This window comes from Bifidobacterium sp. LH_417, from assembly GCF_056357035.1.
Genome location: NZ_JBKEVI010000001.1, coordinates 134413 through 159856, shown reverse-complemented (window position 1 = coordinate 159856; position 25444 = coordinate 134413). Strand labels below are relative to the sequence as shown.

At 63.6% G+C, this 25444-nt stretch carries 20 protein-coding genes; 10 read left to right on the top strand and 10 right to left on the bottom strand.

What is annotated here, in order from left to right; all coding sequences use genetic code 11:
• Positions 1-38 precede the first annotated feature (38 nt).
• Complete coding sequence (locus AC1AYR_RS00605; protein WP_476511095.1) at positions 39-722, bottom strand: 3-keto-L-gulonate-6-phosphate decarboxylase UlaD; 684 nt, start codon at positions 720-722, stop codon at positions 39-41.
• Positions 723-728: 6 nt separating this feature from the next.
• On the bottom strand, positions 729-1718 hold the full coding sequence (locus AC1AYR_RS00600; protein WP_476511096.1) for a phosphotriesterase family protein: 990 nt from the start codon (positions 1716-1718) through the stop codon (positions 729-731).
• Positions 1719-1978: 260 nt separating this feature from the next.
• Between AC1AYR_RS00600 and AC1AYR_RS00595 the strand changes: the two genes are divergently transcribed.
• From AC1AYR_RS00595 to AC1AYR_RS00585, 3 genes are all read left to right on the top strand, one after another.
• Positions 1979-2947, top strand: a complete 969-nt coding sequence (locus AC1AYR_RS00595; protein ID WP_476511097.1) for a sugar-binding transcriptional regulator — start codon at positions 1979-1981, stop codon at positions 2945-2947.
• 122 nt (positions 2948-3069) lie between these two features.
• Positions 3070-3822, top strand: a complete 753-nt coding sequence (gene purC, locus AC1AYR_RS00590; protein WP_476511098.1) for a phosphoribosylaminoimidazolesuccinocarboxamide synthase — start codon at positions 3070-3072, stop codon at positions 3820-3822.
• Positions 3823-3999: 177 nt separating this feature from the next.
• Positions 4000-7752, top strand: coding sequence for a phosphoribosylformylglycinamidine synthase (locus AC1AYR_RS00585; protein ID WP_476511099.1), 3753 nt, complete (start codon positions 4000-4002; stop codon positions 7750-7752).
• A gap of 69 nt (positions 7753-7821) precedes the next feature.
• Here the strand turns inward: AC1AYR_RS00585 and AC1AYR_RS00580 are convergent, their stop codons facing one another.
• Positions 7822-8424: a DUF4230 domain-containing protein gene (locus tag AC1AYR_RS00580; protein WP_243394323.1), complete on the bottom strand. Its 603-nt coding sequence runs from the start codon at positions 8422-8424 to the stop codon at positions 7822-7824.
• 362 nt (positions 8425-8786) lie between these two features.
• Here AC1AYR_RS00580 and AC1AYR_RS00575 point away from each other — a divergent pair, with 362 nt between their 5' ends.
• Complete coding sequence (locus tag AC1AYR_RS00575; RefSeq protein ID WP_101622122.1) at positions 8787-9323, top strand: DNA-deoxyinosine glycosylase; 537 nt, start codon at positions 8787-8789, stop codon at positions 9321-9323.
• 40 nt (positions 9324-9363) lie between these two features.
• Here the strand turns inward: AC1AYR_RS00575 and AC1AYR_RS00570 are convergent, their stop codons facing one another.
• From AC1AYR_RS00570 to AC1AYR_RS00555, 4 genes are all read right to left on the bottom strand, one after another.
• Positions 9364-9939 carry a hypothetical protein gene (locus AC1AYR_RS00570; protein ID WP_476544519.1) on the bottom strand — a complete coding sequence of 192 codons (576 nt, stop codon included), beginning with the start codon at positions 9937-9939 and terminating at the stop codon, positions 9364-9366.
• Positions 9940-9994: 55 nt separating this feature from the next.
• The gene (locus AC1AYR_RS00565; RefSeq protein WP_101622065.1) at positions 9995-11401 is read right to left on the bottom strand and encodes a Na+/H+ antiporter NhaC family protein; all 1407 of its coding nucleotides are present in this window, start codon (positions 11399-11401) and stop codon (positions 9995-9997) included.
• Positions 11402-11520: 119 nt separating this feature from the next.
• Complete coding sequence (locus AC1AYR_RS00560; protein ID WP_101622064.1) at positions 11521-11739, bottom strand: hypothetical protein; 219 nt, start codon at positions 11737-11739, stop codon at positions 11521-11523.
• Between the two features lie 100 nt (positions 11740-11839).
• The gene (locus AC1AYR_RS00555; RefSeq protein ID WP_101622121.1) at positions 11840-13459 is read right to left on the bottom strand and encodes a Y-family DNA polymerase; all 1620 of its coding nucleotides are present in this window, start codon (positions 13457-13459) and stop codon (positions 11840-11842) included.
• Positions 13460-13630: 171 nt separating this feature from the next.
• On the opposite strand from AC1AYR_RS00555, the gene AC1AYR_RS00550 reads away from it, so the two are divergent.
• The 6 genes from AC1AYR_RS00550 (at position 13631) to purD (ending at position 20359) form a co-directional block, all read left to right on the top strand.
• Entirely contained in the window at positions 13631-14326 is a 696-nt protein-coding gene (locus tag AC1AYR_RS00550) for a response regulator transcription factor (protein ID WP_165784850.1), read from the top strand.
• Between the two features lie 148 nt (positions 14327-14474).
• Positions 14475-15617 carry a histidine kinase gene (locus AC1AYR_RS00545; protein WP_165784849.1) on the top strand — a complete coding sequence of 381 codons (1143 nt, stop codon included), beginning with the start codon at positions 14475-14477 and terminating at the stop codon, positions 15615-15617.
• Positions 15618-15672: 55 nt separating this feature from the next.
• Positions 15673-16206, top strand: coding sequence for a hypothetical protein (locus AC1AYR_RS00540; protein ID WP_101622062.1), 534 nt, complete (start codon positions 15673-15675; stop codon positions 16204-16206).
• Between the two features lie 204 nt (positions 16207-16410).
• Positions 16411-17934 carry an amidophosphoribosyltransferase gene (gene purF / locus AC1AYR_RS00535; RefSeq protein WP_101622061.1) on the top strand — a complete coding sequence of 508 codons (1524 nt, stop codon included), beginning with the start codon at positions 16411-16413 and terminating at the stop codon, positions 17932-17934.
• A gap of 59 nt (positions 17935-17993) precedes the next feature.
• Positions 17994-19031, top strand: coding sequence for a phosphoribosylformylglycinamidine cyclo-ligase (gene purM, locus AC1AYR_RS00530; RefSeq protein WP_476511100.1), 1038 nt, complete (start codon positions 17994-17996; stop codon positions 19029-19031).
• A 59-nt stretch (positions 19032-19090) separates the two neighbouring features.
• Positions 19091-20359: a phosphoribosylamine--glycine ligase gene (gene purD, locus AC1AYR_RS00525; RefSeq protein WP_101622059.1), complete on the top strand. Its 1269-nt coding sequence runs from the start codon at positions 19091-19093 to the stop codon at positions 20357-20359.
• 69 nt (positions 20360-20428) lie between these two features.
• Here purD and AC1AYR_RS00520 read toward each other — a convergent pair whose 3' ends face one another.
• The 3 genes from AC1AYR_RS00520 to AC1AYR_RS00510 form a co-directional block, all read right to left on the bottom strand.
• Entirely contained in the window at positions 20429-21967 is a 1539-nt protein-coding gene (locus AC1AYR_RS00520) for an aldehyde dehydrogenase family protein (protein WP_101622058.1), read from the bottom strand.
• A gap of 73 nt (positions 21968-22040) precedes the next feature.
• A complete protein-coding gene (locus AC1AYR_RS00515) occupies positions 22041-24071 on the bottom strand; it encodes a sulfatase-like hydrolase/transferase (protein ID WP_243394336.1) in 2031 nt (676 codons plus the stop codon).
• Positions 24072-24334: 263 nt separating this feature from the next.
• Positions 24335-25249: a metal ABC transporter solute-binding protein, Zn/Mn family gene (locus AC1AYR_RS00510; RefSeq protein ID WP_423734910.1), complete on the bottom strand. Its 915-nt coding sequence runs from the start codon at positions 25247-25249 to the stop codon at positions 24335-24337.
• Positions 25250-25444: the final 195 nt, after the last annotated feature.

Genomic DNA, 25444 nt, shown 5'->3' with positions numbered 1-25444 from the left:
CTTTGACTTCTCGGTAGGGAAAGGGCAGCTCACGCCGGTCAGACGGGCCACACCTCGTTGATGGTGTTCTTGAGCTCGGTGGCGGCGGCGAGCGGGTCATCGGCCTTGACGATGCCTCGTCCGGAGATGATCACGCCGACCGGCGCGCCCTTGAAGAACGGGATGTCCTTGACGTTCACGCCGCCGGTGACGGTGACGGTGAAGCCCATGGCGTGCAGCTCCTTGATGCGTTCGACGTCGTTCGGCCCCCACGTGAGGGTGCCGGCGACCTCGGCGTCGCGCGAACGGTGGACGATGACGTGCTTGGCGCCGAGTTCCTTCCACTTGCGGGCCTTGTCGGCATCGTAGTCCTCGCCGAGCTCGATCTGCACCTCGCCGCCGTATTCATTGGCGACCTTGACGACCTGCTCGACGGTGGTCAGCGAGGCACCGGCCACGACGGACACCCAGTTCGCGCCCGCCTCGAAGCAGTTGCGGGCGATGAGCGCGCCGGCTTCGGCGATGCGCACGTCGGCGAGAATCGTCTTGTCCGGGTAGAGGGCACGGATCTCACGCACGGCCTTGAGGCCTTCGGCGATAATGAGGATGGTGCCGCATTCGATGACGTCGATCTGGCTGATGGCCCGGTTGAGCGGGCGCAGGGCGCTCGGCATGTCGGTGGTGTCGAGGGCGATCTGCAGTCGGGGCTGGGCGAGCGTGGGGGTGGCGGTTGCGTCGGTCATGGCGGATCAGCCTTCCTTCTTGAAGGTGAAGAACTCCTGGGCGTTCTTCATGAGCAGCTTGTCGATGTACTCGCGGTCGAAGCCCTCGTCGACCATGCGCGGGCCGTCGACGGCCGGGTTGTAGTCGACGCCGGAGGTCGCGCCGTACGCCTTCTGGTAGCCGCGCTTGCCGGAATCGGTGCCGAGCAGGATGCGGTCGGCGAAGCCGTCCTCGTAGAAGGCCTTCAGCTCCATCATGCGGTTGGAGTCCGGCTGGTACTTGATGCGGTTGGTGCCGTCGATCTCGAGGTAGACGCCGAGCTTGAGAATCTGCTCGAGGTAGTACACGTCGGCGTTGCGCTGGATGTGGCCGATGGCGATCTGGTTGGCCGGCACGCCCAGCTCGAGGAAGCCCTCGGCCTGCTCGAGACCGCAGGTGCCGTAGGTGGTGTGCGTGTTGATCGGGCAGCCGGTCTCGATGGCGGCGATGGCGGCGGCCTCCATGCACTTGCGCTCGAACTTGGTGATCTTGCCGTACGCGGTGCCGACCTTGATGACGCCGGCCTTGTACGGGGTGCGCTCGACGATCGGGCCGGAGTAGTCGTTCTTGTCGATGCCTTCGCGAATGTCGGCGATGACCAGCTCGGCGACCTCGTCCACGTCGTAGCGGTTGATCCAGTGGGACTGGGTCTCCAGGTAGACGTGCTCGCGGTGGAAGCCGGTGGCGGCGATGACCTGCAGGCCGTCGACGGCCTTGGTCACTTCGGCGAGCTTGTTGAGGTCGCGGCCGCAGTTGATCGGGCACATGTCGACGACGGTGCCGCCGTTGGGGCTCCACTTCTTGGACGCCTCGGCGAAGTAGCCGCCCTCCTCGATGGCCTTCTCGACGGAATCGAGCTGGTGGTCGCCGTCGATGTAGACCTCGCCCGCGCCGACGCGGATCAGATGGTCGTGGCAGTCCACCACACCGAGGGTGCTGGGGTCGACGTCGCCGAAGATCGTACGTGCGAATGCCATGGTTGTACTCCTTTGTCTTGTGTTGTGCTCGTACCTGCTGCTGTGAGGTATCGGGTTCCCGCCTTGGGATCGTCCCCTCGGCTTGGTTGACGGTTATCAATCTACGTGCGACACGCCGAGGATTCCAGAGCGTCGATGAACCGATGTTCACCAGCACAACGGTTCAGCGATGCAACCAACAGAAAAACCTAGAAAATTCAACAAATAGGATTCACGAAAACCCGTTGAGAAAACCGCGGATAACAAGCTATGATGAACATATGTTCACCGACGACACTTTGCTTGCGACGGAGACGTCGCGGCGGCACATCGATCTCATGCTCAAGGTGGCCCGCGCCTACTACCTGGACGACCGCACGCAATCCGAGATCGCCAAGGAGATCGGATACTCCCGGCCGACCGTCTCGCGCCTGCTCAAGGAGGCGCGGGAATCGGGAGTCGTGCACATCACCATCGGGCACACGCTCGAACGCATGCGGGCCTTGGAGGACGGACTGAAACGCAAGTACGGCCTCAAGCATGCGCGCGTGGCCGAGGTCCGGCCCGACGAGGACCCCCGCACGATTATCCCGCGCTACGCTGCGGCGCTGTTCGCCGAGACGTGCGCGCCGGACTCGCTGATCACGGTGTCGAACGGCAATGCGGTGGCCGCCACCGTGCGCGAGATACCAGTATGCGACTGGCCGAAATCGAACGTGGCGCAGATGATCGGCTCGCTGAGCCCGAACAATCCGATGACCGACTCCCCCGACATCTGCCGTATGCTCGCCCAACGCATCGGCGGATCGTTCACCATCCTGCCGGTGCCGATGATCCTGTCCAACGCGGCGCTGGCGGACGCGATGCGCAAGGAGCCGCAGATCGCGACGACGCTGGCGCTCGGCGGCGGCGCCGACGTGGCGATCGTCGGCGTGGGCGCGGTCACGACCGAACGCTCCGGGCATATCTTCGACGCGTACATCGACCAACGCAAGGCGGCGCAACTGCACCGCGCCGGCGTGGTGGGGCACATCTGCGGGCATCACATCGACGCCGACGGACGGCATGTGAGGACCGACCTATGCGACCGCACGATCTCCGTCGACATCGAACGGCTCAAACGCATCCCGCTGGTCATCGGCGTGGCGTGGGGACCGGTCAAGGCGCCGGCCATCCGCGCGTGTCTGGTCGGCGGATTCATCTCGGCGCTCGTCACCGACCAGTCGACGGCCGAAACGCTGCTCGCATGAGACGGCGGACAGCGCCGGAACCCCGCCACGACACGCTTTGACGTGTCACCGGCGATTGCTACCCTTTTTACCGTTAGTTCACCCAGAAATTCCGCTTCACAAGCACTATTTGGAAGGCGATAATGGAAAAACTGGAAATGCTCTACAAGGGCAAGGCCAAGAAGATGTATGCAACCGACGACCCCGATGTGCTCTGGGTCGAATACATGAACCAGGCGACCGCCTTCAACGGCGAGAAGAAGGAGCAGATCGCCGGTAAGGGCAACCTGAACAACCACATCACCTCCGTCATCTTCGACCTGCTCAAGGCCCGTGGAGTGGACAGCCACTTCATCAAGCGCATTTCCGACACCGAGCAGCTGGTCAAGAAGATGGACATGTTCCCGCTCGAGATCATCATGCGCAACACCGCGGCCGGCTCCTTCGCGAAGCGCTACGGCGTCGAGGAGGGCACCCCGCTCAAGAAGCCGATCCTCGAGTTCTGCGTGAAGTCCGACGATCTGGGCGACCCGTTCATCAACGACGACGGCCTCATCGCGCTCGGCCTCGTGACCGAGGAGGAGCTCGCCGAGATCTCCCGCATCGCCCGCGCCGTCAACGAGGCGCTCAAGGACATCTTCTCCAAGATCGACGTGCAGCTCGTCGACTTCAAGATCGAAGAGGGCAAGACCTCCGACGGCACCATCCTGCTCGCCGACGAGATCACCCCGGACACCTGCCGCCTGTGGGACCTCAAGGACAAGTCCGGCAAGATCGAGCACCTCGACAAGGACCTCTTCCGCCGCGACCTGGGCAACATCATCCCCGCGTACGAGGAGATCTACGGCCGTCTGGTCAAGCTGGCCGAGGCCGAAGGCGTCGAACGCGCCGAGTGACACCGTTGGCTCCCGCCGGCGGGAGCTGTCAGCCACAGGCTGACTGAGGGTGGCTGTCCGGGAACGAACCGGAAGACCACCCCCAGTCCGCTTCGCGGACAGCCCCGCCGGCGGGGGCCATATTCATATCACTCCCCATCCCAGCCCGTTTAAGAACCTGATAACGAAAGGACCCTCATGGTTTTCCGCGTGTACGTGGAGAAGAAGCCCGGCTTCGACGTCGAGGCGCAGCAGCTCGCAGGCGAGCTGAAGACCATCCTCGGCATCGCCGGCCTCAAGTCCGTGCGCATCGTGAACCGCTACGACGTGGAGGGCATCAGCGCCGAGCTGTTCGCCCAGGCCACTCCCACCGTGTTCAGCGAGCCGCAGGTGGACGACGTGACCAACGACCTGCCGGACTTCGGCGCGGCGAAGGTGTTCGCCACCGAGTTCCTGCCCGGCCAGTTCGACCAGCGCGCCGACTCCGCCAGCGAATGCATCCAGCTCATCTCGCAGGGTGAGCGCCCCACCGTGCGCTCCGCGAAGCTGTACGCCCTCGAAGGCGACCTGACCGAGGCGGACGTCGAGGCGATCAAGCATTACGTCATCAACCCGGTCGAGGCGCGCGAAGCGTCCCTCGACGTCAAGGAGACGCTGAAGACCGCCGTGCCGACGCCCGGCAAGGTCGAGGTCATCGCCGGCTTCAACGAGATGGACGCCGAAGCCGGCCAGAAGTTCATCGACGAGCGCGGTCTCGCCATGGACCTGGCGGATCTCGAGTTCTGCCAGAAGTACTTCGCCGAGGCGGGCCGCGAACCCACGATCACCGAGATCAAGGTCATCGACACCTACTGGTCCGACCACTGCCGTCACACGACGTTCGGCACGATCCTGACCGACGTCGCCATCGACGACGAGGTCGTGAAGGCCGCGTTCGAGCGCTACCTCGAACTGCGCCGCGAGCTCGGCCGCGAAGGCAAGCCGCTGTGCCTGATGGACATGGGCACGATCGGCGCGAAGTGGCTCAAGAAGAACGGCATCCTCACCGGTCTCGACGAGAGCGAGGAGATCAACGCCTGCACCGTCAAGGTGAAGGTGGACGTCGACGGCGAGATGCAGGACTGGCTGTTCCTGTTCAAGAACGAGACCCACAACCACCCGACCGAGATCGAGCCGTTCGGCGGCGCCGCCACCTGCATCGGCGGCTGCATCCGCGACCCCCTGTCGGGCCGTTCCTACGTGTACCAAGCGATGCGCGTGACCGGCGCCGCCGACCCGACCGTGCCGGTCTCCGAGACGCTGGAGGGCAAGCTCCCCCAGCGCAAGCTCGTGACCACCGCGGCCGCCGGCTACTCGTCCTACGGCAACCAGATCGGCCTCGCCACCGGCCAGGTAGACGAGATCTACCACCCGGGATACGTGGCCAAGCGCATGGAGGTGGGCGCGGTCGTGGCCGCCACCCCGGCCGACCACGTGCGCCGCGAGACCCCGGCCCCCGGCGACAAGATCATCCTGCTCGGCGGACGCACCGGACGCGACGGCATCGGCGGCGCGACGGGCGCCTCGAAGGCCCACAACGTCGAATCGCTGGAACTCGACGGCGCCGAGGTGCAGAAGGGCAACGCGCCGGTCGAGCGCAAGCTGCAGCGCCTGTTCCGCCGCGGCGACGCGTGCCGTCTCATCAAGCGCTGCAACGACTTCGGCGCGGGCGGCGTGTCCGTGGCGGTCGGCGAGCTGGCCGACGGCCTGTACGTGGACCTCAACACCGTCCCGAAGAAGTACGAGGGTCTCGACGGCACCGAGCTGGCGATCTCCGAATCGCAGGAGCGCATGGCCGTGGACGTCGCCGCCGAAGACGTCGAGGAATTCCTCGGCTACGCGCGCGAGGAGAACCTCGAGGCGACGGTAATCGCCACCGTGACCGAGGACCCGCGCATGGTGATGACCTGGAACGGCGACGAGATCGTAAACCTCACCCGCGAGTTCCTCGCCTCCAACGGCGCGCCGAAGCACCAGGCCGTGCACATCGAGGCGCAGCAGGCGTACGAGGTGCCCGCCGCGTGGACGACCGGCACGTTCGCCGAGCGCATGCACGCGCTCGTCACCGACCTCAACGTGGCCTCCAACAAGGGCCTGTCGGAGCGCTTCGACTCGACGATCGGCGCGGGCACCGTGCTCATGCCGTTCGGCGGCGTCAGGCAGCTCACCCCGAACGAGGCGATGGTCGCCAAGCTCCCCGTGTTCGGCGAGACCACCACCGCCTCCGCGATGGCGTGGGGCTTCAACCCGTACATCATGGAGAAGAACCAGTTCACCGGCGCCTACCTGTCCGTCGTCGAATCGCTCGCCAAGCTGGTCGCCGCCGGCTTCGAGCATGAGAAGGCGTACCTGAGCTTCCAGGAGTACTTCGAGAAGCTGCGCGACGAGCCGGAACGCTGGGGCAAGCCGATGGCCGCCGTGCTCGGCGCGCTCATGGCGCAGATCGATCTCGGCGCCGGCGCGATCGGCGGCAAGGATTCCATGTCCGGCTCGTTCGAGGACCTCGACGTGCCGCCGACGCTGATCTCCTTCGCCGTGGCCGTGGGCAACATGAAGCGCGCCACCTCCCCCGAGTTCAAGGGCGCCGGCCACCGCATCGTGCGCATCGCGCCGCGCTACCTGGCCGACGGCCTGACGCCGGACAAGGACGCGCTGCTCGACACGTTCGGCCTGGTCGAAGAGCTCACCGACTTCGGCACCGCGCTGGCCGTCTCCACGCCGGGCTACGGCGGCACCGCCGAGGCGCTGTTCAAGATGACCGTGGGCAACGGCATCGGCGTCGCGCTCAACGACGGCATCGCGCTCGACGACCTGTTCAAGCCGGCGTACGGCTCGTTCATCGTCGAGCTCAAGGACAACGAGAAGATCCCGGCCGTTTCCAACCTGGTCGAGGTCGGCGAGATCGGCGTGACCACCGAGGCCTACGAGTTCACGGCCGCCGGCGAGACGCTGGGCCTCGCGGCCACGCAGGACGCGTGGGAGGGCGGCATCGAATCCGTGTTCCCGTACCGTTCCCACGGCGCGGAGAAGACCGAGACCGTCGAGACCATCGACTTCCACGCGGCCGAGGCCGGTGTGAAGAAGACCGTGTACGTCGGCTCCGGCGTGGCGCGCCCACGCGTCATCATCCCCGTGTTCCCGGGCAACAACTGCGAGTACGATTCGGCCGCCGCGTTCGAACGCGCGGGCGCCGAGGCGCACACGCTGATCGTCAACAACCTCACGCCGGCCGCGGTGGCCGAGTCCACCGCCAAGCTGGTCGAGGAAATCGGCAAGAGCCAGATCGTGATGATCCCGGGCGGCTTCTCGGGCGGCGACGAGCCGGACGGCTCCGCCAAGTTCATCACCGCGTTCTTCCGCGCCCCCGCCGTCACCGAGGCGGTGCGCGACCTGCTGAAGAACCGCGACGGCCTCATGCTCGGCATCTGCAACGGCTTCCAGGCGCTCATCAAGCTGGGTCTGGTGCCGTTCGGCGACATCGTCGACATGGACGCGACCTGCCCGACGCTGACGTTCAACACGATCGGCCGCCACCAGAGCCGTCTCGTGCGCACGCGCGTTGCCTCCGACCTGTCCCCGTGGCTCGCGAAGACCTCCGTGGGCGACGTGCACACGGTCGCGATCTCGCACGGCGAGGGCCGTTTCGTCGCCTCCGACGAGACGCTCGCGCGCCTCAAGGCCAACGGCCAGATCGCCACGCAGTACGTGAGCGAGGCTGGCGTGCCCGGCATGGACCTGGACGTCAACCCGAACGGTTCGGTGCTCGCCATCGAGGGCATCACCAGCCCGGACGGACGCGTGTTCGGCAAGATGGGCCATTCGGAGCGTTCCGGCAACGGCCTGTACGTGAACGTGCCCGGCGACAAGTACCAGCCGATCTTCGAGGCCGGCGTCGACTACTTCGCCGCCTGATGATCTAGCATCCGTATGGAAAAGGGGAGACCCGAAGGTCTCCCCTTTTCCATATCTACGGTTCCCGATTCACGACTTCGGGTCGGTGGTGGTCACGTCCACCGTGTAGCCATCCGTCTCGGCGATCGGCGAATACATACGCTCGATGACGTCCTTGGCCTGCTCGTTGGCGGTGGTCAGCAGCTCGCCCTTGTTCAGCTTCTTCTCGGCGCTCTTCTTGGCGTCCTGCAACGCGGTCGCCGCATCGCCGACATCCGAAGAGTTGAGTATCGACGACTGCTGATCGAAGAACTGCAAAGTGTCCGGATTGACCGACACCGACTGGATCGTCGGCGCGGGCAGCGTGATGTCGATGGTCTTCTTCTCATTATCGACGGAGATGTCGGCCTTGCCGAGGTCGATGCCGGCACGGGCCTCATACGAGTAGAACATCGTGAACGACTTCTTGTTGATGAACGCGACACCGCCCTCATCGTATTTCTCAAACCCGAAATCGGTCTCCTTCGCCGTGGTCAGATCCTGGATCTTTTCCAGTTGCTTGGCAACCACGGTGTTGGTGAGCGTCGGATGCGGGTTGAGGAACCCGTCGATGATGCTGCGTCCGAACACTCCCGTCGCAACGCATGCGACGATAATCACGACGCCGATGATTACTTTGACGGTCTTGCCCATGTATACGTCTCCTTCGTTCATCTACTGGGCGCGAGATAATGAAAGCGTAACCTTTCACCAAGACTACGTTGGTGTTCCCATGAGGTCTGCGGCTCGGTCGATGAACCGGGGGACGTCAGTCCTCGACCTCGTAGTTGTCGACGGACACCTTGACCTGCGCGGCGACAGATGGCCCCAAGGCCACGTTGCCGTTCGAGGGGTATTCGGGCGGCGTGAGCGTCATCCTCCCCGATGATTCGACGTGTCTCGCCCGGCTCATGGTGGTCCACGGGTAAACGAATCACACTCCGTGAGGCCGTCAAAGCCGACTAAACAAAGTCCCCTACGCATCAGCAACACGCGACACGATTATCATGGGCGGCATGGTGCGTGTGGAGCATGGGTTCGGGCCGGTGTGGGATGATTCGTCGCGGATGTTGGTGTTGGGGTCGATGCCGAGTCCGAAGTCGCGGGAGGCGGCGTTCTACTACATGCATCCGCGCAACCGGTTCTGGCCGGTGCTTCAGGCGCTGTTCGCGGATCCCTCCGACCCCTCCGACCGTGTGGGCGACTCCCCCGCTTCGCGCCGCGCGTTCGCGTTGCGGCATCACGTGGCGTTGTGGGATGTGATCGCCTCATGCGACATCACGGGGGCGAGCGATTCCACCATCCGCAATGCGGTGCCGAACGACATCGTTCCGATCCTACGCGACGCGCCGATCGCGCATGTCTTCACGACGGGCGGCAAGGCGGCGCAGCTGTATCGGCGTCTCATCGCGCCGCTACTGGACGCGGCCGGCCTCGACGTGCCGATGACGCCGCTGCCGTCGACGAGTCCGGCGAACGCGTCGATGCGGCTGGACGACCTCGTCGCCGTCTATCGCGAGGCGTTCGCCGCGGCGGGGCTCATCGGCGGGTGATTCGTCATCGACGCGGCTCGCCGACCACGACGCCGGCGGCTCAGCCGATGAGCTTGGCCTTCACGTGGTTGACGCGCACGTAGAACTTGAGATCGAAGTTGATGCTTTTGGCCTTCGCGTCGTAGGTGAACACCTTGGTGGAGTCCTCGGAGCCGAATTCCGACTTGGTGACCTTCTTGCCTTGCGCGGACTTCGAATCGGCCTTGCTCGTCCACTTGCCGGTCTTCGCGATGGACTCCGAATCGACGGTGCCGTACCAGTACGGGTACTTGCCGAAGTCGTCGGACATGACGGCGGAAATCATACCGTCCTTGACGGTGACGGTGATCTTGCAGTCCTTCGTGCAGTCCTTGCCGAAATCAGAGAACTCGTAGGTGCCGGTGATGTCGACCGGAGTGGCGGATGCCGACGCCGAGGCATCGGAGGAATCGGAGGAATCCGTCTTGTCGGACTGTTTGGACTGTTCGGACTGTTCGGACTTCTTGGAGGAGCCCCCGTCGGTCTGCGAGCTGCTCGCGGAGCCGTTCGCCGATCCGTTCGCGGCGGAGGCGTTCGACGACCCGCATGCGCCCAGTCCGATGGCGAGCGCACCGCACAGCATCATGGTGGCCAACATCGTTCCCGTTCTCATGCCCATCGTCGATCGTCCTTTCGTGGAAATCCTCATCACGTCATACGGATGCCATGATAGCGTCATCATCCCGCAGTTCTCCGGACTCGCCGCATTCCGTGGGAACCGTCGCACGCCGATGCCTGCGTATGGCCGACGCCAGAAGCCGGGTGAGCGGCAGGAGATAGAGGAACGTCGCGGCGGCGATGCTCACGGTGGGCGCGCCTATCGTGGCCAACGGCACCGCGCCGGCGATCGACCAGGGTACCAGCGGCGCGATGACGACGGCGGAATCCTCCAGGTCGACGGCAAACGCGCCGCGCGCCGCCTCGTCGTCACCGTACAGTCCCGTGCAGAGCTGGTGGGTGAGCATGATTGTCAGGGTCTGGTTGCAGGAGAGCGCCGCGGCACCTGCCGCGACGGCCGTGGTCGCGCCGGTCGCGCCGATGCGGAAGCCCAACGCGTCGATGGCATGCCGCAATCGGGCGAGCATGCGGGTTTCGGCGAAGATGCCCGCGTAGGCGGAGGAGATGCATACGATCGCCGCCACGTTCACCATGGAGATCATGCCCCCACCGTCGAGCAACGCGCCGACATGTGGATCGACGGCATGGTATCCGGAAACGAGGAGACGCAGCAGTTCCGGCCAGGTCATGCGCTGCACGCCGACGCATACCACCGCGGATACGGCGATGCTTGCCAGCATCGTCAGCCGCACGCCGACACGCAGCAACGCCATGACGACCACGAGGATCGCCGGCGTCACGGTGAGCCAATGCAGGTCGAACGCCTTCGCGAACAATCCGGCGATCGGGACGCCTCCGGAGACGGCCGACGACGTTCCGTCCCCGGACATGATGCCGGTCACGGCGGCCACCGCATAGACGATGCAGCTCGACGCGAACGGCACCGCTCCGGTACGCAGCATGCGCCCGAGGTTGGAGAACAGATTTGTGTGCGTGAGTTGCGCGACGAGCAACGCACTGGTGGAGACCGGGGAGAACCGATCCCCCACGTATACGCCGGCGAGCACCGCGCCGCCGAGCATCGCCGGATGGGCGCCCATCGACAAGCCCAATGACATGCAGATCGTACCCATGGTCGCGGCGCTGGCGAACGACGAGCCAATCAGCATCGACATCGCCGAGCACAGGAGGAACGTCAGCGGCAGTACGGTCACGCCGTGGATCAGGGACGAGGCGTGGGCGACGATGAACGCGATGGTGCCGCTGGCCCGCCACAGGGAGGTCAGCATGCCGATCAGCGCGAACGTCACGAGAATCATTCCGGCGGCGCGGATGCTGCCGGCGGCACGGCGCGTCATCGCGGACAGCTTCCGGCCACGCGCCAACCCGTATCCGACGAACAGCACCATGCCGATCAGCAGCGCGGGGATGATCGACCAGCCTTGCGCGACGCTTACGAACAGCGTCGCGCAGAACGCGAGCATCACGACCGCCTCGGTCATTCCCGCGCCTCCTTTCCCGTCCGATCCGATGCCGACACAGAGTACACCGCGTCACCGTTCGCAGCCGAGCCACGGTCGGATGCTTGACCGCGACCGCATGAGCCGCACCCGTTCCATGGTCACGCGCCGAAGTCGCGGTCGAACTGGGAGTCGCGGGCGGCGACGGTCTCCTCGACGCGGCGCGCGGTCTCCTCGATGACCTGCTCGTAGCCGGTCAACGCGGCGAACGGCATGAACTGGGCCGCGCGTTTGTGCCGCGACATCGGCGGATGCCGTCGCGACACGTGGTGTGGCAGATCGATGATGTCGTCGTATCGGTGTGTCTCATGCAATGCCATGGCGCTCGGTCTCCTGTCGGTAAGGACGGGCTGCACCCGCATACGCAGGCTCGCCTGTCGGCTCGCACATCACCTACGGACAACCCACCGGGTTGTCCGCTTAACGGTGATGTCCTCCGATCTGGTTGTTGCGTTCGATGCCGGTGGCGCCGGGTTCCATGTTCATGGCCTTGACGACCGCGTTCTTCCCAAACCGGCGTTTGATCGCCAGCAGCGCGCGGTCCACCGCGTCGCGGTCGGTCCCGGCGTCGGATTCCCCGCCGGCATCGCCACAGGGCCGGACGGCATCGGATTCCCCGGCATCCCCGCCTGCCGCGGCATCCGCATCGAACAGGTCGGGCTGCTCATAGCGTTTGCCGGCGGCGAGCTCCCCGTCCGTGGCGAGATCGTCGGCGACGACGGTGAGCCGGCGCACCAGCAGCCTCGGGTCCACGATGCGTTCGAACAGCAGCGTCATCGCCTCGCGGATGCGCGCCGACGAGGACGTGAACTCCCCCAATCCGATCGAACCGGCCGACGGTTTGGGTACCTTGCGACCGTAATGGTCGACCGCCACCGGGCCGTGATAGGACTCGGCGGCGCGTCTCGCCAGACGTTTTGTCTCCGGCGCCTCGCAATCGTCCAGCAGGCCCGCGTCGAGGCTGCCGACGTCGTATCCGACGACGAGCGTGAGCCGGTTCGTGCGCACGCCTTTGCCGACGAGGTCCAACGCGAGCGCATCGGCCATCTCCTTGGCGATGAGCCGCGCGGTGCTCCAGTCGGCCGGTCCGGTGAGCACCTGGCCGATGCTGGTGCTGTGCGCGTCCGGCTCATACGACTTGATGTCGGCGATCGTGCACGGCTCCCACCCCCACGCGTGGTCGATGAGCAGTTCCGCGTTCACGCCGAACATGCGGTAGAGCAGATCCTCGTTGTAGTAGTCGGAGGCGCGCCCCACCGAGCACCGCGCGACGTCGCCCATCGTCATGAGCCCCGCCTTCTCGAGTTTGCGCGCGTACCCGCGCCCGACCCGCCAGAAGTCGGTGAGCGGGCGATGGTCCCACAGCAGGCGGCGGTACGACGCCTCGTCGAGTTCGGCGACGCGCACGCCGTCCGCATCCGCCGGCATATGCTTGGCGACGATGTCCATCGCGACCTTCGCGAGGTACAGGTTCGTGCCGATGCCGGCCGTCGCGGTGATGCCGGTCTCGCCCAGGATGTCGCGCACGATGGTCATGGCCATCTCGTGCGGGGTCATGCCGAGCGCGGCGAGATACGGCGTGGCGTCGATGAAGACCTCGTCGATCGAATACACGTGGATGTGCTCGGGGGCGGCGTATCTGAGGTAGATGCCGTAGATGCTCCCGCTGACGGCGAGGTATCTCGCCATCCGCGGCGGGGCGATGATCATCGACGCCTTGAGCCGCGGCGATCGTTCCAGATCGCGCGCGTCGCACGACTCCCCCATCAGCCGGCGGCCGGGGGCCGCGAGCGCGCGGTCGGCGTTCACGCGACGCAGCCGCTCCTTCGCCTCGAACAGGCGCGGACGGCCGGGCAGCCCGTACGCCTTGAGCGACGGCGACACGGCGAGGCAGATCGTCTTGTCGGTGCGTGTCTCGTCGGCCACGACGAGATTCGTCGTCAACGGGTCGAGGCCACGAGCATGACATTCGACGGACGCATAGAAGGATTTGAGGTCGATGGCGAGGTAGACGCGGCCCCGCCCGGAATCATCGGCCATCGGCATCACCGCCACCTCCCATCATCAAACAAACGTTCGAATATCCACAACTCAACACTGCCACGATACCATAAAATCAAACATCTGTTCGATTCGTGTTGCGAGGTCCATGTAAGTCAGATAACTACACGTCGACGCCCCTGTGCTTACCCGGCAGTTATCATAGGAGCCATGGCTCAGCCAAACCCAAACCGCACATTCCAACGTTCCGACGCTACGCCGATCCGCGTCGCGCTGGTAGACAATGACGCATGCGTGCTTCAGTGGATGAGAGCGGCGCTGGCCACACATATGGGCATCGATGTCATCTGGGCGGAGAAGGACTCGGACGTGGCCCTTCAAAAAACATTATTCGAAAAGAATGTCCCCCATGTACTGATAACGGACATCGTCCTTAACCTCATGTCGGGCGTACAACTGTGCGAAGCCATCCGAAGAAGAACTCCAGCCATTGGAATCATTGGCATCACCGCATATCCAATCGAACATTACGAAACCGAATTGGCGCACGCCGGAGCCCAAGGCATACTCGACAAAAGCAATAGCATCATCGCAAAACTATTGTCGGCGATTCCCATTGCCGCTCACGGCCTACCGATCGACCGCAACGGCCCCTTCATGGACGCAAAAACCGCGCATGATTTGGTTTGCTCAAACCCCAACCCGACAATCGGCCAACTGTCGGAAACGGAAATACAGATACTCCGTCTATGCAACGCACACTATTCATTACGGGAAATATCGGAAATCATTGGGATGAACCCCCACACCGTTTCCACCCATGTAACCCGGGCAATACGAAAATTGGGAGCCAAGAACCGTTATGAGGCACTGCGAATTTGTGCGAAATATCACTCGCTGGATTAACGACCTTGCAAATCATGCAATCGCAAAGACGCGTTGTATCAGACATCGTTGGATCACCCTTCTTGCGACAATCACATCCTGTCTTCTCATCAGCGACGAAAGTCGTCTACTATCATTTGACTCAAATTCGGCGACACCCCAACTGATAATGACGATTCTGGCGATTGCCTCACTGGTGGGAATGTGCGTCCAACCCGCACTGGGAGCATGGGCCGTTATAGCATCCAGCGCCATTGCATACCTTCTCATGCCGACCCCGGTGATATTCGCCAGCACATTCTCGATTCCCCTATATATCTCGGTTGGCGTTCTGTCCTATACGGATATCATTCAAGGCATTATCGCGACCCCCATCGCCATCTCGATTGACATATCCGCAGCATACGCCTGTGGGAAAATATATTTCCTCTCCACCTCCAACATCATAACGCTCATCACGGTTTATATACTGGTATGCTTGCTGGGCTATTCCCTACGTTGGCGGGAACGAGCCTTACGCACCGAATGTCGCCTACAAAGCGCTCAACACCGATCAGCCACGGCCCATAAACTCCACGATTCGGTTGCCAATGATCTTTCATACGCCATGATGCATATCGACGCCATCCTTGCTTCGGATTCCGATGACGTGGACTATATGTCAGAAACGAAAGAACTGAAAACCATCCTTTTACGAGCCATAGCCAACACACGTGAGCTCATCGAATCCATGCACTCACCCTCCAACGGCAATATCCGCACTTTCGACAATCAGCCTCCGAAAAGATTCAACGATATAGAATCCCAGCAAAAAGTGAAATACGATGACGGTATCGAAGTACCGTGGATTCGACATCTCAAGGCGTTAGTCAATACGAAACAGTCCCATCTTGAACAATTGCATATACGGGGCATTGCCATACTCCCCGACTCATCGAATCATGAGATAAGCCCGCACAACGAACTACTGTTAACTGATTTTTTGAACGAAATATTCATCAACATCGCCAAATATGCAAATCCGGAATTCGGCTATGCAATCATCATAGCAACCGATGACAATGGTATTCAAATATCTCTAACAAATCACAGAAAGGACATAAAATCAAAGTATATGTCTACACACCTTGGGATGCAATATTATTGCGATGCTCTCTATAAGGCTGGAGGGCACTGCCGAATCGAGGAGAAGGATTCTTCAATCTGGCATCTCGTCGCATCCATACCCTATGGGGACGCCACTTTCACTGCACGCACCCTCTGTAGTGGAATTCATTACACACGCTGTTCTACGCACCGAAAACAGGATTGAATTGAATCGGGATTATCCGGACTGACGACCCATCCAACGGATGAAAGGAATAATCATGCACCAGCACATCAGACACATTATCATGGCCATCATCGGTGTAATCGCCTTGCTGATGGCACCCGCAGCCATGGCCGATGAACCCACACAGCCGAACGAACCAGAGTTCATCCAGGTCGGCCCCACTCTGGTTGAATCCTCGCTGAACATCCACACTGAACAGGAACTGACGGACTTTCTCCTGTCAAGCACACCAAAGGACGTATGGGAGGATGTCGATACGGGAACCATTACCAAGGTGGCTTTGCATCAAGACACCGGCACCCCCTACATTGATTATCAAAGCTACTGCGACACATTCACGCTGTGTCTGATGACTCCAAGCGGAGCCGATGTCGCGGGCTTCAAAAACGCCGGCATCCGAGCCGGTCGATGGGGCAATGTAGGACAATGGCGCACTCTGGCGATTGGCGGAGGCCAGATTCGATATTCCCAGAACGGTCATTACGTGACCACGGCAAAAAGAGGCCCTTGGACATGGAATAAGTTGTCCGGGACCGTCGACGTGGTACGTGTCCAGATATGGGATTGACGGTTTCCTAAACTCGCCCCGGTATTCTGCGGGATACCGGGGCTTCTTCTTAACGGTAATGCTCTCAGCGCAAGTCATCGTCATCCGCAGTCATCCGCATCTCACGGACACAGCCGCGACGCGCCGCCATGATGTAGCCGGCGATTGGTAGGGTGAACGGGTAGTGAACTCCATGTCTGACCACGTTTGAAAAGGAGCTTTGGCTTGTCGGCTGAACTCGAAGACATTCATGAGGAATGTGGCATCTTCGGCGTGTGGGGCCATCCCGACGCCGCACGACTCACCTATTTCGGACTGCACGCGCTGCAGCATCGCGGCCAGGAGGGCGCCGGCATCGTCGCGAACGACAACGGCCACCTCACCGGACACCGCGGCCTGGGCCTCCTGACCCAGGTCTTCGGCGACGAACGCGAGATCGAACGCCTCAAGGGCGACCGCGCGATCGGCCACGTCCGCTACGCGACCGCCGGCTCCGGCACGACGGACAACATCCAGCCGTTCATCTTCCGCTTCCACGACGGCGACGTGGCGCTGTGCCACAACGGCAACCTCACCAACTGCCCGTCCCTGCGCCGCAAGCTGGAGGACGAAGGCGCGATCTTCCACTCCAACTCGGACACCGAGGTGCTCATGCACCTCATCCGCCGCTCCATGCAGCGCACCTTCATGGACAAGCTCAAGGAGGCGCTCAACACCGTCCACGGCGGCTTCGCCTACCTGCTCATGACCGAGGACGCGATGATCGGCGCGCTCGACCCGAACGGCTTCCGCCCGCTCTCCCTCGGCAAGATGAAGAACGGCGCCTACGTGCTCGCCTCCGAGACCTGCGCGCTCGACGTGGTCGGCGCCGAACTCGTGCGCAACATCCGCCCGGGCGAGATCGTCGTCGTCAACGAGCACGGCTACCGCATCGTCCAGTACACGAACAACACGCAGCTCGCGATCTGCTCGATGGAGTTCATCTACTTCGCCCGCCCCGACTCCGACATCTACGGCGTGAACGTCCACTCCGCCCGCAAGCGCATGGGCGCGCGTCTCGCCGCCGAATCCGGCGTGGACGCCGACATGGTCATCGGCGTGCCGAACTCCTCGCTGTCCGCCGCGTCCGGTTACGCCGAGGCCGCGGGCCTGCCCAACGAGATGGGCCTGATCAAGAACCAGTACGTGGCCCGCACGTTCATCCAGCCGACGCAGGAGCTGCGCGAACAGGGCGTGCGCATGAAGCTCTCCGCCGTGCGCAGCGTCGTCAAGGGCAAGCGCGTCGTCGTCATCGACGATTCGATCGTGCGCGGCACCACGTCGAAGCGCATCGTGCAGCTGCTCAAGGAGGCCGGCGCGGCCGAAGTGCACATGCGCATCAGCTCGCCGCCGCTCAAGTACCCGTGCTTCTACGGCATCGACATCTCCACCACGCGCGAGCTGATCGCCGGCCACAAGTCGGTCGAGGAGATCCGCGAGTACATCGGCGCCGACTCGCTCGCCTTCCTGTCGCTCGACGGCCTGGTCGAATCGATCGGCCTCGGCGCGGACGCCCCGTACGGCGGCCTGTGCGTCGCCTACTTCAACGGCGACTACCCGACCGCGCTCGACGACTACGAGGAGGACTTCCTCAAGTCCCTCACCCCCGAGGACCGCGTGCGCCTGCCCGAATTCGCGCTGTACAAGAGCAAGTACATCGGCAACGAGTACACCGTGCAGCCCGAGGACCGTCCGCAGGACAACGCCTGACAAACGTCCGACAGTAAACAAGCCCCAACCCCATCAGCCCCAAGAAAGGCCCAACCCCAATGCCCAAAGCATATGAGAACGCCGGCGTGAGCGTCGAAGCCGGCTACGAAGTCGTCAAGCGCATCAAGTCGCACGTCGCCCGCACGAACCGCCCCGGCGTGGTCGGCGGCATCGGCGGCTTCGGCGGCCTGTTCGACCTCGCCTCCCTCGGCTACCAGGAGCCGGTGCTCATCTCCGGCACCGACGGCGTGGGCACCAAGCTCGTCGTCGCCAAGATGGTCGGCAAGCACGACACCATCGGCGTCGACTGCGTCGCCATGTGCGTCAACGACATCGCCGCCCAGGGCGCCGAACCGCTGTTCTTCCTCGACTACATCGCCTGCGGCAAGAACGATCCGGCCCTGCTCGAGCAGGTCGTCGCCGGTGTGGCCGACGGCTGCGTGCAGGCCGGGAGCGGCCTGATCGGCGGCGAGACCGCCGAGATGCCCGGCATGTACGACGAGGACGAGTACGATCTCGCCGGCTTCGCGGTCGGCGTGGCCGAGAAGTCGAAGATCGTCGACGGCTCCGGCATCGCCAAGGGCGACGTGCTCATCGGCCTGCCGTCCACCGGCATCCACTCCAACGGCTTCTCCCTCGTGCGCAAGGCCCTGTTCGAGCAGGCCGGCTACACCGTCGACACCGAGCTGGACGAGCTCGGCGGCGCGAAGCTCGGCGACGTGCTCCTCACCCCCACCAAGATCTACGTGAAGGCCCTCAAGCCCCTGTTCGATGCGGGCGTCGTCAAGGGCGTCGCGCACATCACCGGTGGTGGCTTCATCGAGAACGTGCCGCGCATGATCCCCGACGGGCTTGCCGCCGAGATCAACCTCGGCTCCTGGCCCGTGCTGCCGATCTTCGACGTGCTGGAGAAGGCCGGCGAGATCGACCACATGGAGATGTACAACATCTTCAACATGGGCATCGGCATGGTGCTCGCCGTCCCCGCCGACCGCGCCGACGAGACCATCGCGCTGCTCGAGGCCAACGGCGAGCAGGGCTACCGTCTCGGCTCCATCGTCCAGGATGCCGACGGCACGCAGATCACGCTCAAGTAAAACCCGTTCCACGGCTCCCCTCGCCAGGGGAGCCGCAACCATGTGAAAGGACTTTGCAAATGGGTCAGAAGGTTCTGGTCATCGGTTCCGGCGCGCGCGAACACGCCATCGCGCACGCGCTTCAGCGCGGCGGCAGCGTCGAGGAGGTGACCGTCGCCCCCGGCAACCCCGGCATGGAGCTCGACGGCATCCGCACCACGCACATCGCCGAGTCGAATCACGCGGCGCTCATCGACTTCATGAAGGACAACGGCTACGACTGGGCGTTCGTCGGCCCCGAAGTGCCACTTATCGACGGCCTGGTGGACGACTTCGCCGCCGCCGGTCTCAAGGCGTTCGGCCCGGACAAGGCCGCCGCCCAGATCGAAGGCTCCAAGGATTTCGCCAAGCAGCTCATGGAGCGACACGGCATTCCGACCGCCAAGTACGCGACCTTCGACGCGCTCGATCCGGCCGTCGCCTACGTGCGTGAGCACGGCGCTCCGATCGTCGTCAAGGCCGACGGTCTGGCCGCCGGTAAGGGCGTCACCGTCGCCATGGACGTCGAGACCGCCGTCGCCGCGCTCGACGATATCTTCATCGACCATCGTTTCGGCAACGCAGGTGCGAAGGTCGTCATCGAGGACTTCCTCGAGGGCCAGGAGTTCTCCCTGATGAGCTTCGTCAACGGCACCGAGTTCTGGCCGATGCCGATCTCCCAGGACCACAAGCGCGCCTACGACGGCGACAAGGGCCCGAACACGGGCGGCATGGGCGCATACAGCCCGGTCCCGCAGATCCCGCAGTCCGTGGTGGACGAGGCGATCGAGACGATCGTGCGCCCCACCGTCAAGGCCATGGCCGACGAGGGTACGCCGTTCACCGGTATCCTCTACGCGGGTCTCATCGCCACCGCGGACGGCCCGAAGGTCATCGAGTTCAACGCCCGCTTCGGCGACCCGGAGACCGAAGTCGTCCTCCCGAAGCTCACCTCCGACCTGGCCGCCGGCATCAGCGCGATTCTCGACGGCGAGACCCCGGAGTTCACGTGGGATGACGACCGCGTCACACTCGGTGTCGTCCTTGCCTCCGACGGCTACCCGACCAACGTCGTCAAGGGCGCGAAGATCCCCACCATCCCCGTCGACGAGGATTCCCACGTCTACTACGCGGGCGTCTCCAAGAACGAGGATGGCGAGCTCGTCGCCTCCTCCGGCCGTGTGCTGTTCGTCGAGACCTCCGCCCCCACCATCAAGGACGCGCAGGACAAGGTGTACGCGGTCATCGACGCGCTGCCGACCGACGGCATGTTCTACCGTCACGACATCGGCTTCAAAGCCCTGAAGTGAGGAATGCTCCGCTGAATAACGCCGCTGAATATCACTCAGCGGCGTTATTCATGAGCACGGAATCAAGAATCAGCCCAATCGGCGCAGCAACCTGATGACGCGACGTGTCACCGCGTCGAACGGCGGGTAGACCAGACGCAACGTGTCGGGGTGCGACGGCTTCACCGTCACCGTTTTCATGTGACTGAACGTGTCGAATCCGGTCTTCCCGTGGTAGGCACCCATACCGGACGCACCCACGCCGCCGAACGGCAGCCGTGCGGACATGAGATGGCCGAGCGGAAGCCCGAAGCCGAGCGCGCCCGACGACGTGCGCCGCTCGAAGGCGAGACGGGTCGCACGATCTCGCGAGAACACGTATGCGGCGAGCGGGCGCGGCCGTGCGTTGATGAACCTGATCGCCGCATCCGCGTCACGCACGACCAGAATCGGCAGGATCGGGCCGAAGATCTCTTCACGCATCACCGGCGCGTCCGGCGACGTGCCGAACAGCACGGTGGGTGCCACGTAGCGCGTCTCGCGGTCGACCACGCCGCCACACACCACCCGCCCGGCCGGATCAGCCGCACGTGGATCGGCCGCACGAGAGGCGCCACCGCCCATGCCGAGCCTACGTCCCACCATGTCCGCGGCGGCACCGAACACGGACGCCGCTTTGACCAACGGCGACACCGGACGAGCCGAGGCCGGCGCGGGAACCGTTCCGGCGGGCAGCAGACCGCACAGTCGATCGACATGACGATCGTTGACGATGCGCCCGTAATTGGGGGAACGCCGCGGATCCTCCCCATAGAACTCGTGTACGGCCACCGCGATGCGTTCCGCCAGCCGATGCGCCACATCCGGTGTGGCGAGCACGTAGTCGGGAGCCACACAGGTCTGCCCCGCGTTCGTGAACCTCCCCCACGCGATGCGCCGCGCGGCCACGGCGAGATCGCAGGTACCGTCGACGAACACCGGCGACTTGCCGCCGAGTTCCAACGTGACCGGCGTGAGGTGCTCTGCCGCGGCCTTCATCACGATGCGTCCGACGCGTTCGCCTCCCGTGTAGAACACGTGGTCGAACGGCTGCGCGAGCAGCATGCCGGTTTGAGCGGCTCCGCCTTCGACCACGGCCACCGCGTCCGGATCGAGGTATCGCGGAACCAGACGGGCGATCAGCGCGGATGTCCGCGGGGCGAGTTCGGAGGGTTTGAGACAAACCGCATTCCCGGCGGCGAGCGCGTCGGCCAAGGGCTCGAGCAGCAGCAGCGCCGGATAGTTCCATGGCGCGATGATGAGCGTCACGCCTTTCGGCTCGGCCACGGTCCAGCCTGCGGCCGGTTGGAGCGCCAATGGCATCGCGACAGGCCGACGCCGGGTCCATGCGCGCAGATGATCGCGCACGAACCGGGTTTCGGCGGCGATCAGGTTCAATTCCGTGAGCATGGTCTCGGCCGCCGGTTTGCCGAGGTCGGCGCGAATCGCCGCGACGAGATCGGACCGGTGGTCGTTCACCATGCGCCGTAACGCGTCGAGCTGCGCGCGCCGCCACGCGAGAGGACGCGTGCGGCCGGACGCGTAGGCGGATTCGAGACGGGCGAACGTCGCTTCGATGCCGGAAGTCATTGGGCGCACGCCTTCACATGATTCATACGACTCACCACGATTCCTCATTCGCGATCCCTCATATGCGCGCCGCTTACGGCAACGTCATGAAGTCGGTGTCCTTGAGGTAGCCGTGGCCGTCGGTGATGTCGTACTGGATGAGCTTGTAGTCCTCCAGCAGCTGCTTCGTCTCCTTGTCGAAGTCGCTTTCGGCCATCGGCTTGCCCGCATTGTCGAGGTAGATCGCCTGACCCTCCGGGATACGGTCCCAGCCTTGGATCTTGTTGACGACCGGCGGTTCCATGGCGGAGACGCGCTGGTGCATGAGCGTGAGGAACGCGAGGTACGGCGACACCTTGGCATCCATGTGTTCGGCGGCCTGCGCGACGAAGAAGTTCGGCGACGAGTAGTCGGCGTTGTCGATTTTCTCGCCCTGCGACGAGGACGCCTTGTTCGACCAGATGAAGTAGTCGGTCAGGTGGAGGGCGAGCGAGTTGTCGTCGTCCTCGCTGGCGGACGAGTAGATGCCGGGCAGGTGGTCGCCGTAGAAGACGACGGTGATCGGCTTGTCGAGCTTGTCAAGCTTGTCGAGGAAGTCGGCGGTGGCCTCGTCAGTGATCGCCTGACCCTTCTGGTAGGTCTCGATGGACTCCTGCTCGTCTTTGCCGAGCGGCGTGCCGGTGGTGGATTCGGCGGTGAAATCGTTGTCTTTATACCACGCGTGGTAGGGCATGTGGTTCTGCATGGTGATGACCTGCAGGAACTGGTCGGCATCGGTCTTCCCGACTTCCTCCAGCGTGCTTTGGTAGGTGGCGGCGTCGGAGACGTAAGGGCTGTCGTCGATGCGGTCCTGATGGGAGATGACGTCGGGGCCGGTCAACGTGTAGAAGTGCGAGAACCCGAACTTCTTGTAGTTGGTGGCGCGCGAGTACATGGACGACTCGTACGGGTGCAGGCCGATCGAGTTCTTCGGCGCACCCCACATCTGGTTGATGGTCGGCGTCCAATGCTCGCCGGGGACGAGCTGCTGGTAGGGGCTGGTCAGCGACGAGTCGAAGTTCGCCATCGACAGGCCGGTCAGCCCCATGTATTCGAGGTTCGCGGTGCCGCCGCCGTAGCCGGAGGACAGCATGAGACCGGAGGTGGTGTTCTCCTTGATCTGGCGGATGCGGGGCATCGAATCCTTGTTGACCTTGAGTCCGGGCACGCGCGAGGTGTCGGAGAAGGATTCGGACAGCACGTAGATGACGGTCGAGTCGGTGAGATCGTTGTCGCGCGTGGCGTTGATCTTCTGCGCGGCCTTCCGGTACCGTGCGGCGACCTGCTTCATGGTCTCCTCGGAATAGTCCGACGGCTTGTCCATCACCTTGGGGTGGACCTGGCGCATGAACGCGACGAGCGGACCGTTGCGTTGCGCGTCGTACACGGAATCCCACATGGACGGCTTGTCGCCCATCACGGTGGCGAGATTCTTCGCCCAACTGCCGACGGTGCTCACCTGCATCGCGTACAGGCCGAAGAACAGTCCGGGCAGCAGGACGAGCAGCAGACGCGCGACCGCGTTCACGGACTTCGTCTGACGGTCGGAGCCGCGGAACATGCGCCCGCGGCGTGCGTCGATGTGGTCGAGCGCGATGAACACGGCGACGAACACGGCGAACACGGCGATGGCGGCGAGGATCGTCCAATGCGCGCCGGCGGGCATGAATCCCATGAGGTTGCCGGCGTCCGCCTTGAGGAAGTTCAGATCGGAGGGCAGCACGGCCTCGTAGCGGATGGAGATCTTGAAATGTTCGATGACGGCGACGACGATCGCGACGGCCACGAGCACCGGCGTGGCGATCCAGAACCGGTTGAAGATCATGAGCAGCGCAAGGTAGATCATGCCGACGAGCAGGATGTTGAGCAGGAACACGAAATTGGGTTCGCGCAGGTTGAACATCTTGCCGACGAAGTCCCAGCCGACCTCCGGGCTGGACAGGGTGACGCGCGAGGAGGCGCCGAGGGTGACGCCGACTTCGAGAATCGCGACGACGGCGATGTCGAAGACGAGGAACAGCACGGCATACAGCCAGCCGGGGAACGGCTTCGGCTCGCGCCACAGGCGCGTGATGCCGGATTTCATGCCATGCGCGTTCCCGAGATCCGCCTCACGTGTGGCGTCATGTTCGGTGTTGACGTGCGATTCGTGCTGCTTCATACTGCTTGATTCACCCATACGCTCGGTTCCGTGTGACATACAACCGCCCATTTTCGCCGTCGAACCTTGGAATGACCAGTGCGACGACGGTTTCCTTACGTTTTCCAACCATTCACCCTAACGCAAAGGGTGCCTCGGGCCGAAACACGGCCCAAGACACCCGGGAAGCGTGCGTCGTTTCGCGTGTCTCACTTCGCAGCGGAGGCGAAATCGTCGACGAGCGCGTCCATCCAGTCGATCAGGTCGCCGTACTCGTGCGGCATCTGTTCGGGGAGTTCGACGACCGGCACGCCACCTTCCTTCGCGGCGGACGTGATCTGATCGGTGGTGGAGTTCGTTTCCTGCGTGTTGAGGACGAGCGCCTTGACGGAACCGTCCTCCAGCGCATCCTGGAACGCCTTGATGTCGGCCGCAGTCGGTTCGCTTTCGTTGGCGGCCGCCTGCTTGTAGCCTTTCGGCGTGGCGTCGATCATGCCGAGGTCGTCGGCAAGGTACCAGGCGACGGATTCGGTGGCCGCGTATGACAGTCCTGCGGTCATGGCGGAGATCTTCTCGATCTTGGATTCGAGCGTGTCCTCCTTGGCGTGCCAGTCCTTGTTGAGCTGCTCGTAGTCGTCCTTGTGGGAGGGGTCGGCCTGGCTGTAGGCGGCGGTGATCGCGTCGGCGGCGGCGGAACGCACCTTGGAAGAGAACCACACGTGCGGGTTGTCGCCTTCCTTGACGCCGCCGGCGGCGGCCGCGTCGACGAGCGCGGCGTCCGTGGATTCCACGGCCTTGGACGCCCATGGGTCATAGCCGGCGCCGTTGACTATCGCGACCTTCGCGGAACCGATCCGGGCGACGTCCTGCGCGGTCGGCTCGTAGTCGTGCGCCTCCACGTTGGTCTTGGACATGATGGCGGTGACGTCGACGTGGTCGCCGCCGAGATCCTCGGCGATGGAGCCCCACTGGTTGATCGAGGCGACGACGGCGAGTTTGCCTGCGGATGCGCCATCGGCGGATGCTCCCGAACCGCAGGCGGCGACGGAACAGAGCGTCGCGATCGCGGCGACGGCGGCCAATCCTCGCCTGACGGCGGACGTGATGGTGGTCGACATGGGCATGATGGGTGATTCCTCTCTACGCGGCCGTCTTCCCGGCCGTCTCGTGTGACGCATCACACTATAACACATATTGAGAACTATTATCATTAGCACTTTTGCGGCGTGTCGCGCAGCTGCCTTCCACCGGAGCACACAGCTGAATCCCGCCGGCCGCCCATATCGCATCAGCACAGCAATCGCCGACGACACATCGCC

What these genes read in the sequence shown, in the direction of transcription:
- AC1AYR_RS00605 (WP_476511095.1), bottom strand. Translation starts at nt 722, where the DNA reads ATGACCGACGCAACCGCCACCCCCACGCTCGCCCAGCCCCGACTGCAG.
- AC1AYR_RS00600 (WP_476511096.1), bottom strand. Translation starts at nt 1,718, where the DNA reads ATGGCATTCGCACGTACGATCTTCGGCGACGTCGACCCCAGCACCCTC.
- AC1AYR_RS00595 (WP_476511097.1), top strand. Translation starts at nt 1,979, where the DNA reads ATGTTCACCGACGACACTTTGCTTGCGACGGAGACGTCGCGGCGGCAC.
- purC (WP_476511098.1), top strand. Translation starts at nt 3,070, where the DNA reads ATGGAAAAACTGGAAATGCTCTACAAGGGCAAGGCCAAGAAGATGTAT.
- AC1AYR_RS00585 (WP_476511099.1), top strand. Translation starts at nt 4,000, where the DNA reads ATGGTTTTCCGCGTGTACGTGGAGAAGAAGCCCGGCTTCGACGTCGAG.
- AC1AYR_RS00580 (WP_243394323.1), bottom strand. Translation starts at nt 8,424, where the DNA reads ATGGGCAAGACCGTCAAAGTAATCATCGGCGTCGTGATTATCGTCGCA.
- AC1AYR_RS00575 (WP_101622122.1), top strand. Translation starts at nt 8,787, where the DNA reads ATGGTGCGTGTGGAGCATGGGTTCGGGCCGGTGTGGGATGATTCGTCG.
- AC1AYR_RS00570 (WP_476544519.1), bottom strand. Translation starts at nt 9,939, where the DNA reads ATGTTGGCCACCATGATGCTGTGCGGTGCGCTCGCCATCGGACTGGGC.
- AC1AYR_RS00565 (WP_101622065.1), bottom strand. Translation starts at nt 11,401, where the DNA reads ATGACCGAGGCGGTCGTGATGCTCGCGTTCTGCGCGACGCTGTTCGTA.
- AC1AYR_RS00560 (WP_101622064.1), bottom strand. Translation starts at nt 11,739, where the DNA reads ATGGCATTGCATGAGACACACCGATACGACGACATCATCGATCTGCCA.
- AC1AYR_RS00555 (WP_101622121.1), bottom strand. Translation starts at nt 13,459, where the DNA reads ATGGCCGATGATTCCGGGCGGGGCCGCGTCTACCTCGCCATCGACCTC.
- AC1AYR_RS00550 (WP_165784850.1), top strand. Translation starts at nt 13,631, where the DNA reads ATGGCTCAGCCAAACCCAAACCGCACATTCCAACGTTCCGACGCTACG.
- AC1AYR_RS00545 (WP_165784849.1), top strand. Translation starts at nt 14,475, where the DNA reads ATGACGATTCTGGCGATTGCCTCACTGGTGGGAATGTGCGTCCAACCC.
- AC1AYR_RS00540 (WP_101622062.1), top strand. Translation starts at nt 15,673, where the DNA reads ATGCACCAGCACATCAGACACATTATCATGGCCATCATCGGTGTAATC.
- purM (WP_476511100.1), top strand. Translation starts at nt 17,994, where the DNA reads ATGCCCAAAGCATATGAGAACGCCGGCGTGAGCGTCGAAGCCGGCTAC.
- purD (WP_101622059.1), top strand. Translation starts at nt 19,091, where the DNA reads ATGGGTCAGAAGGTTCTGGTCATCGGTTCCGGCGCGCGCGAACACGCC.
- AC1AYR_RS00520 (WP_101622058.1), bottom strand. Translation starts at nt 21,967, where the DNA reads ATGACTTCCGGCATCGAAGCGACGTTCGCCCGTCTCGAATCCGCCTAC.
- AC1AYR_RS00515 (WP_243394336.1), bottom strand. Translation starts at nt 24,071, where the DNA reads ATGAAATCCGGCATCACGCGCCTGTGGCGCGAGCCGAAGCCGTTCCCC.
- AC1AYR_RS00510 (WP_423734910.1), bottom strand. Translation starts at nt 25,249, where the DNA reads ATGCCCATGTCGACCACCATCACGTCCGCCGTCAGGCGAGGATTGGCC.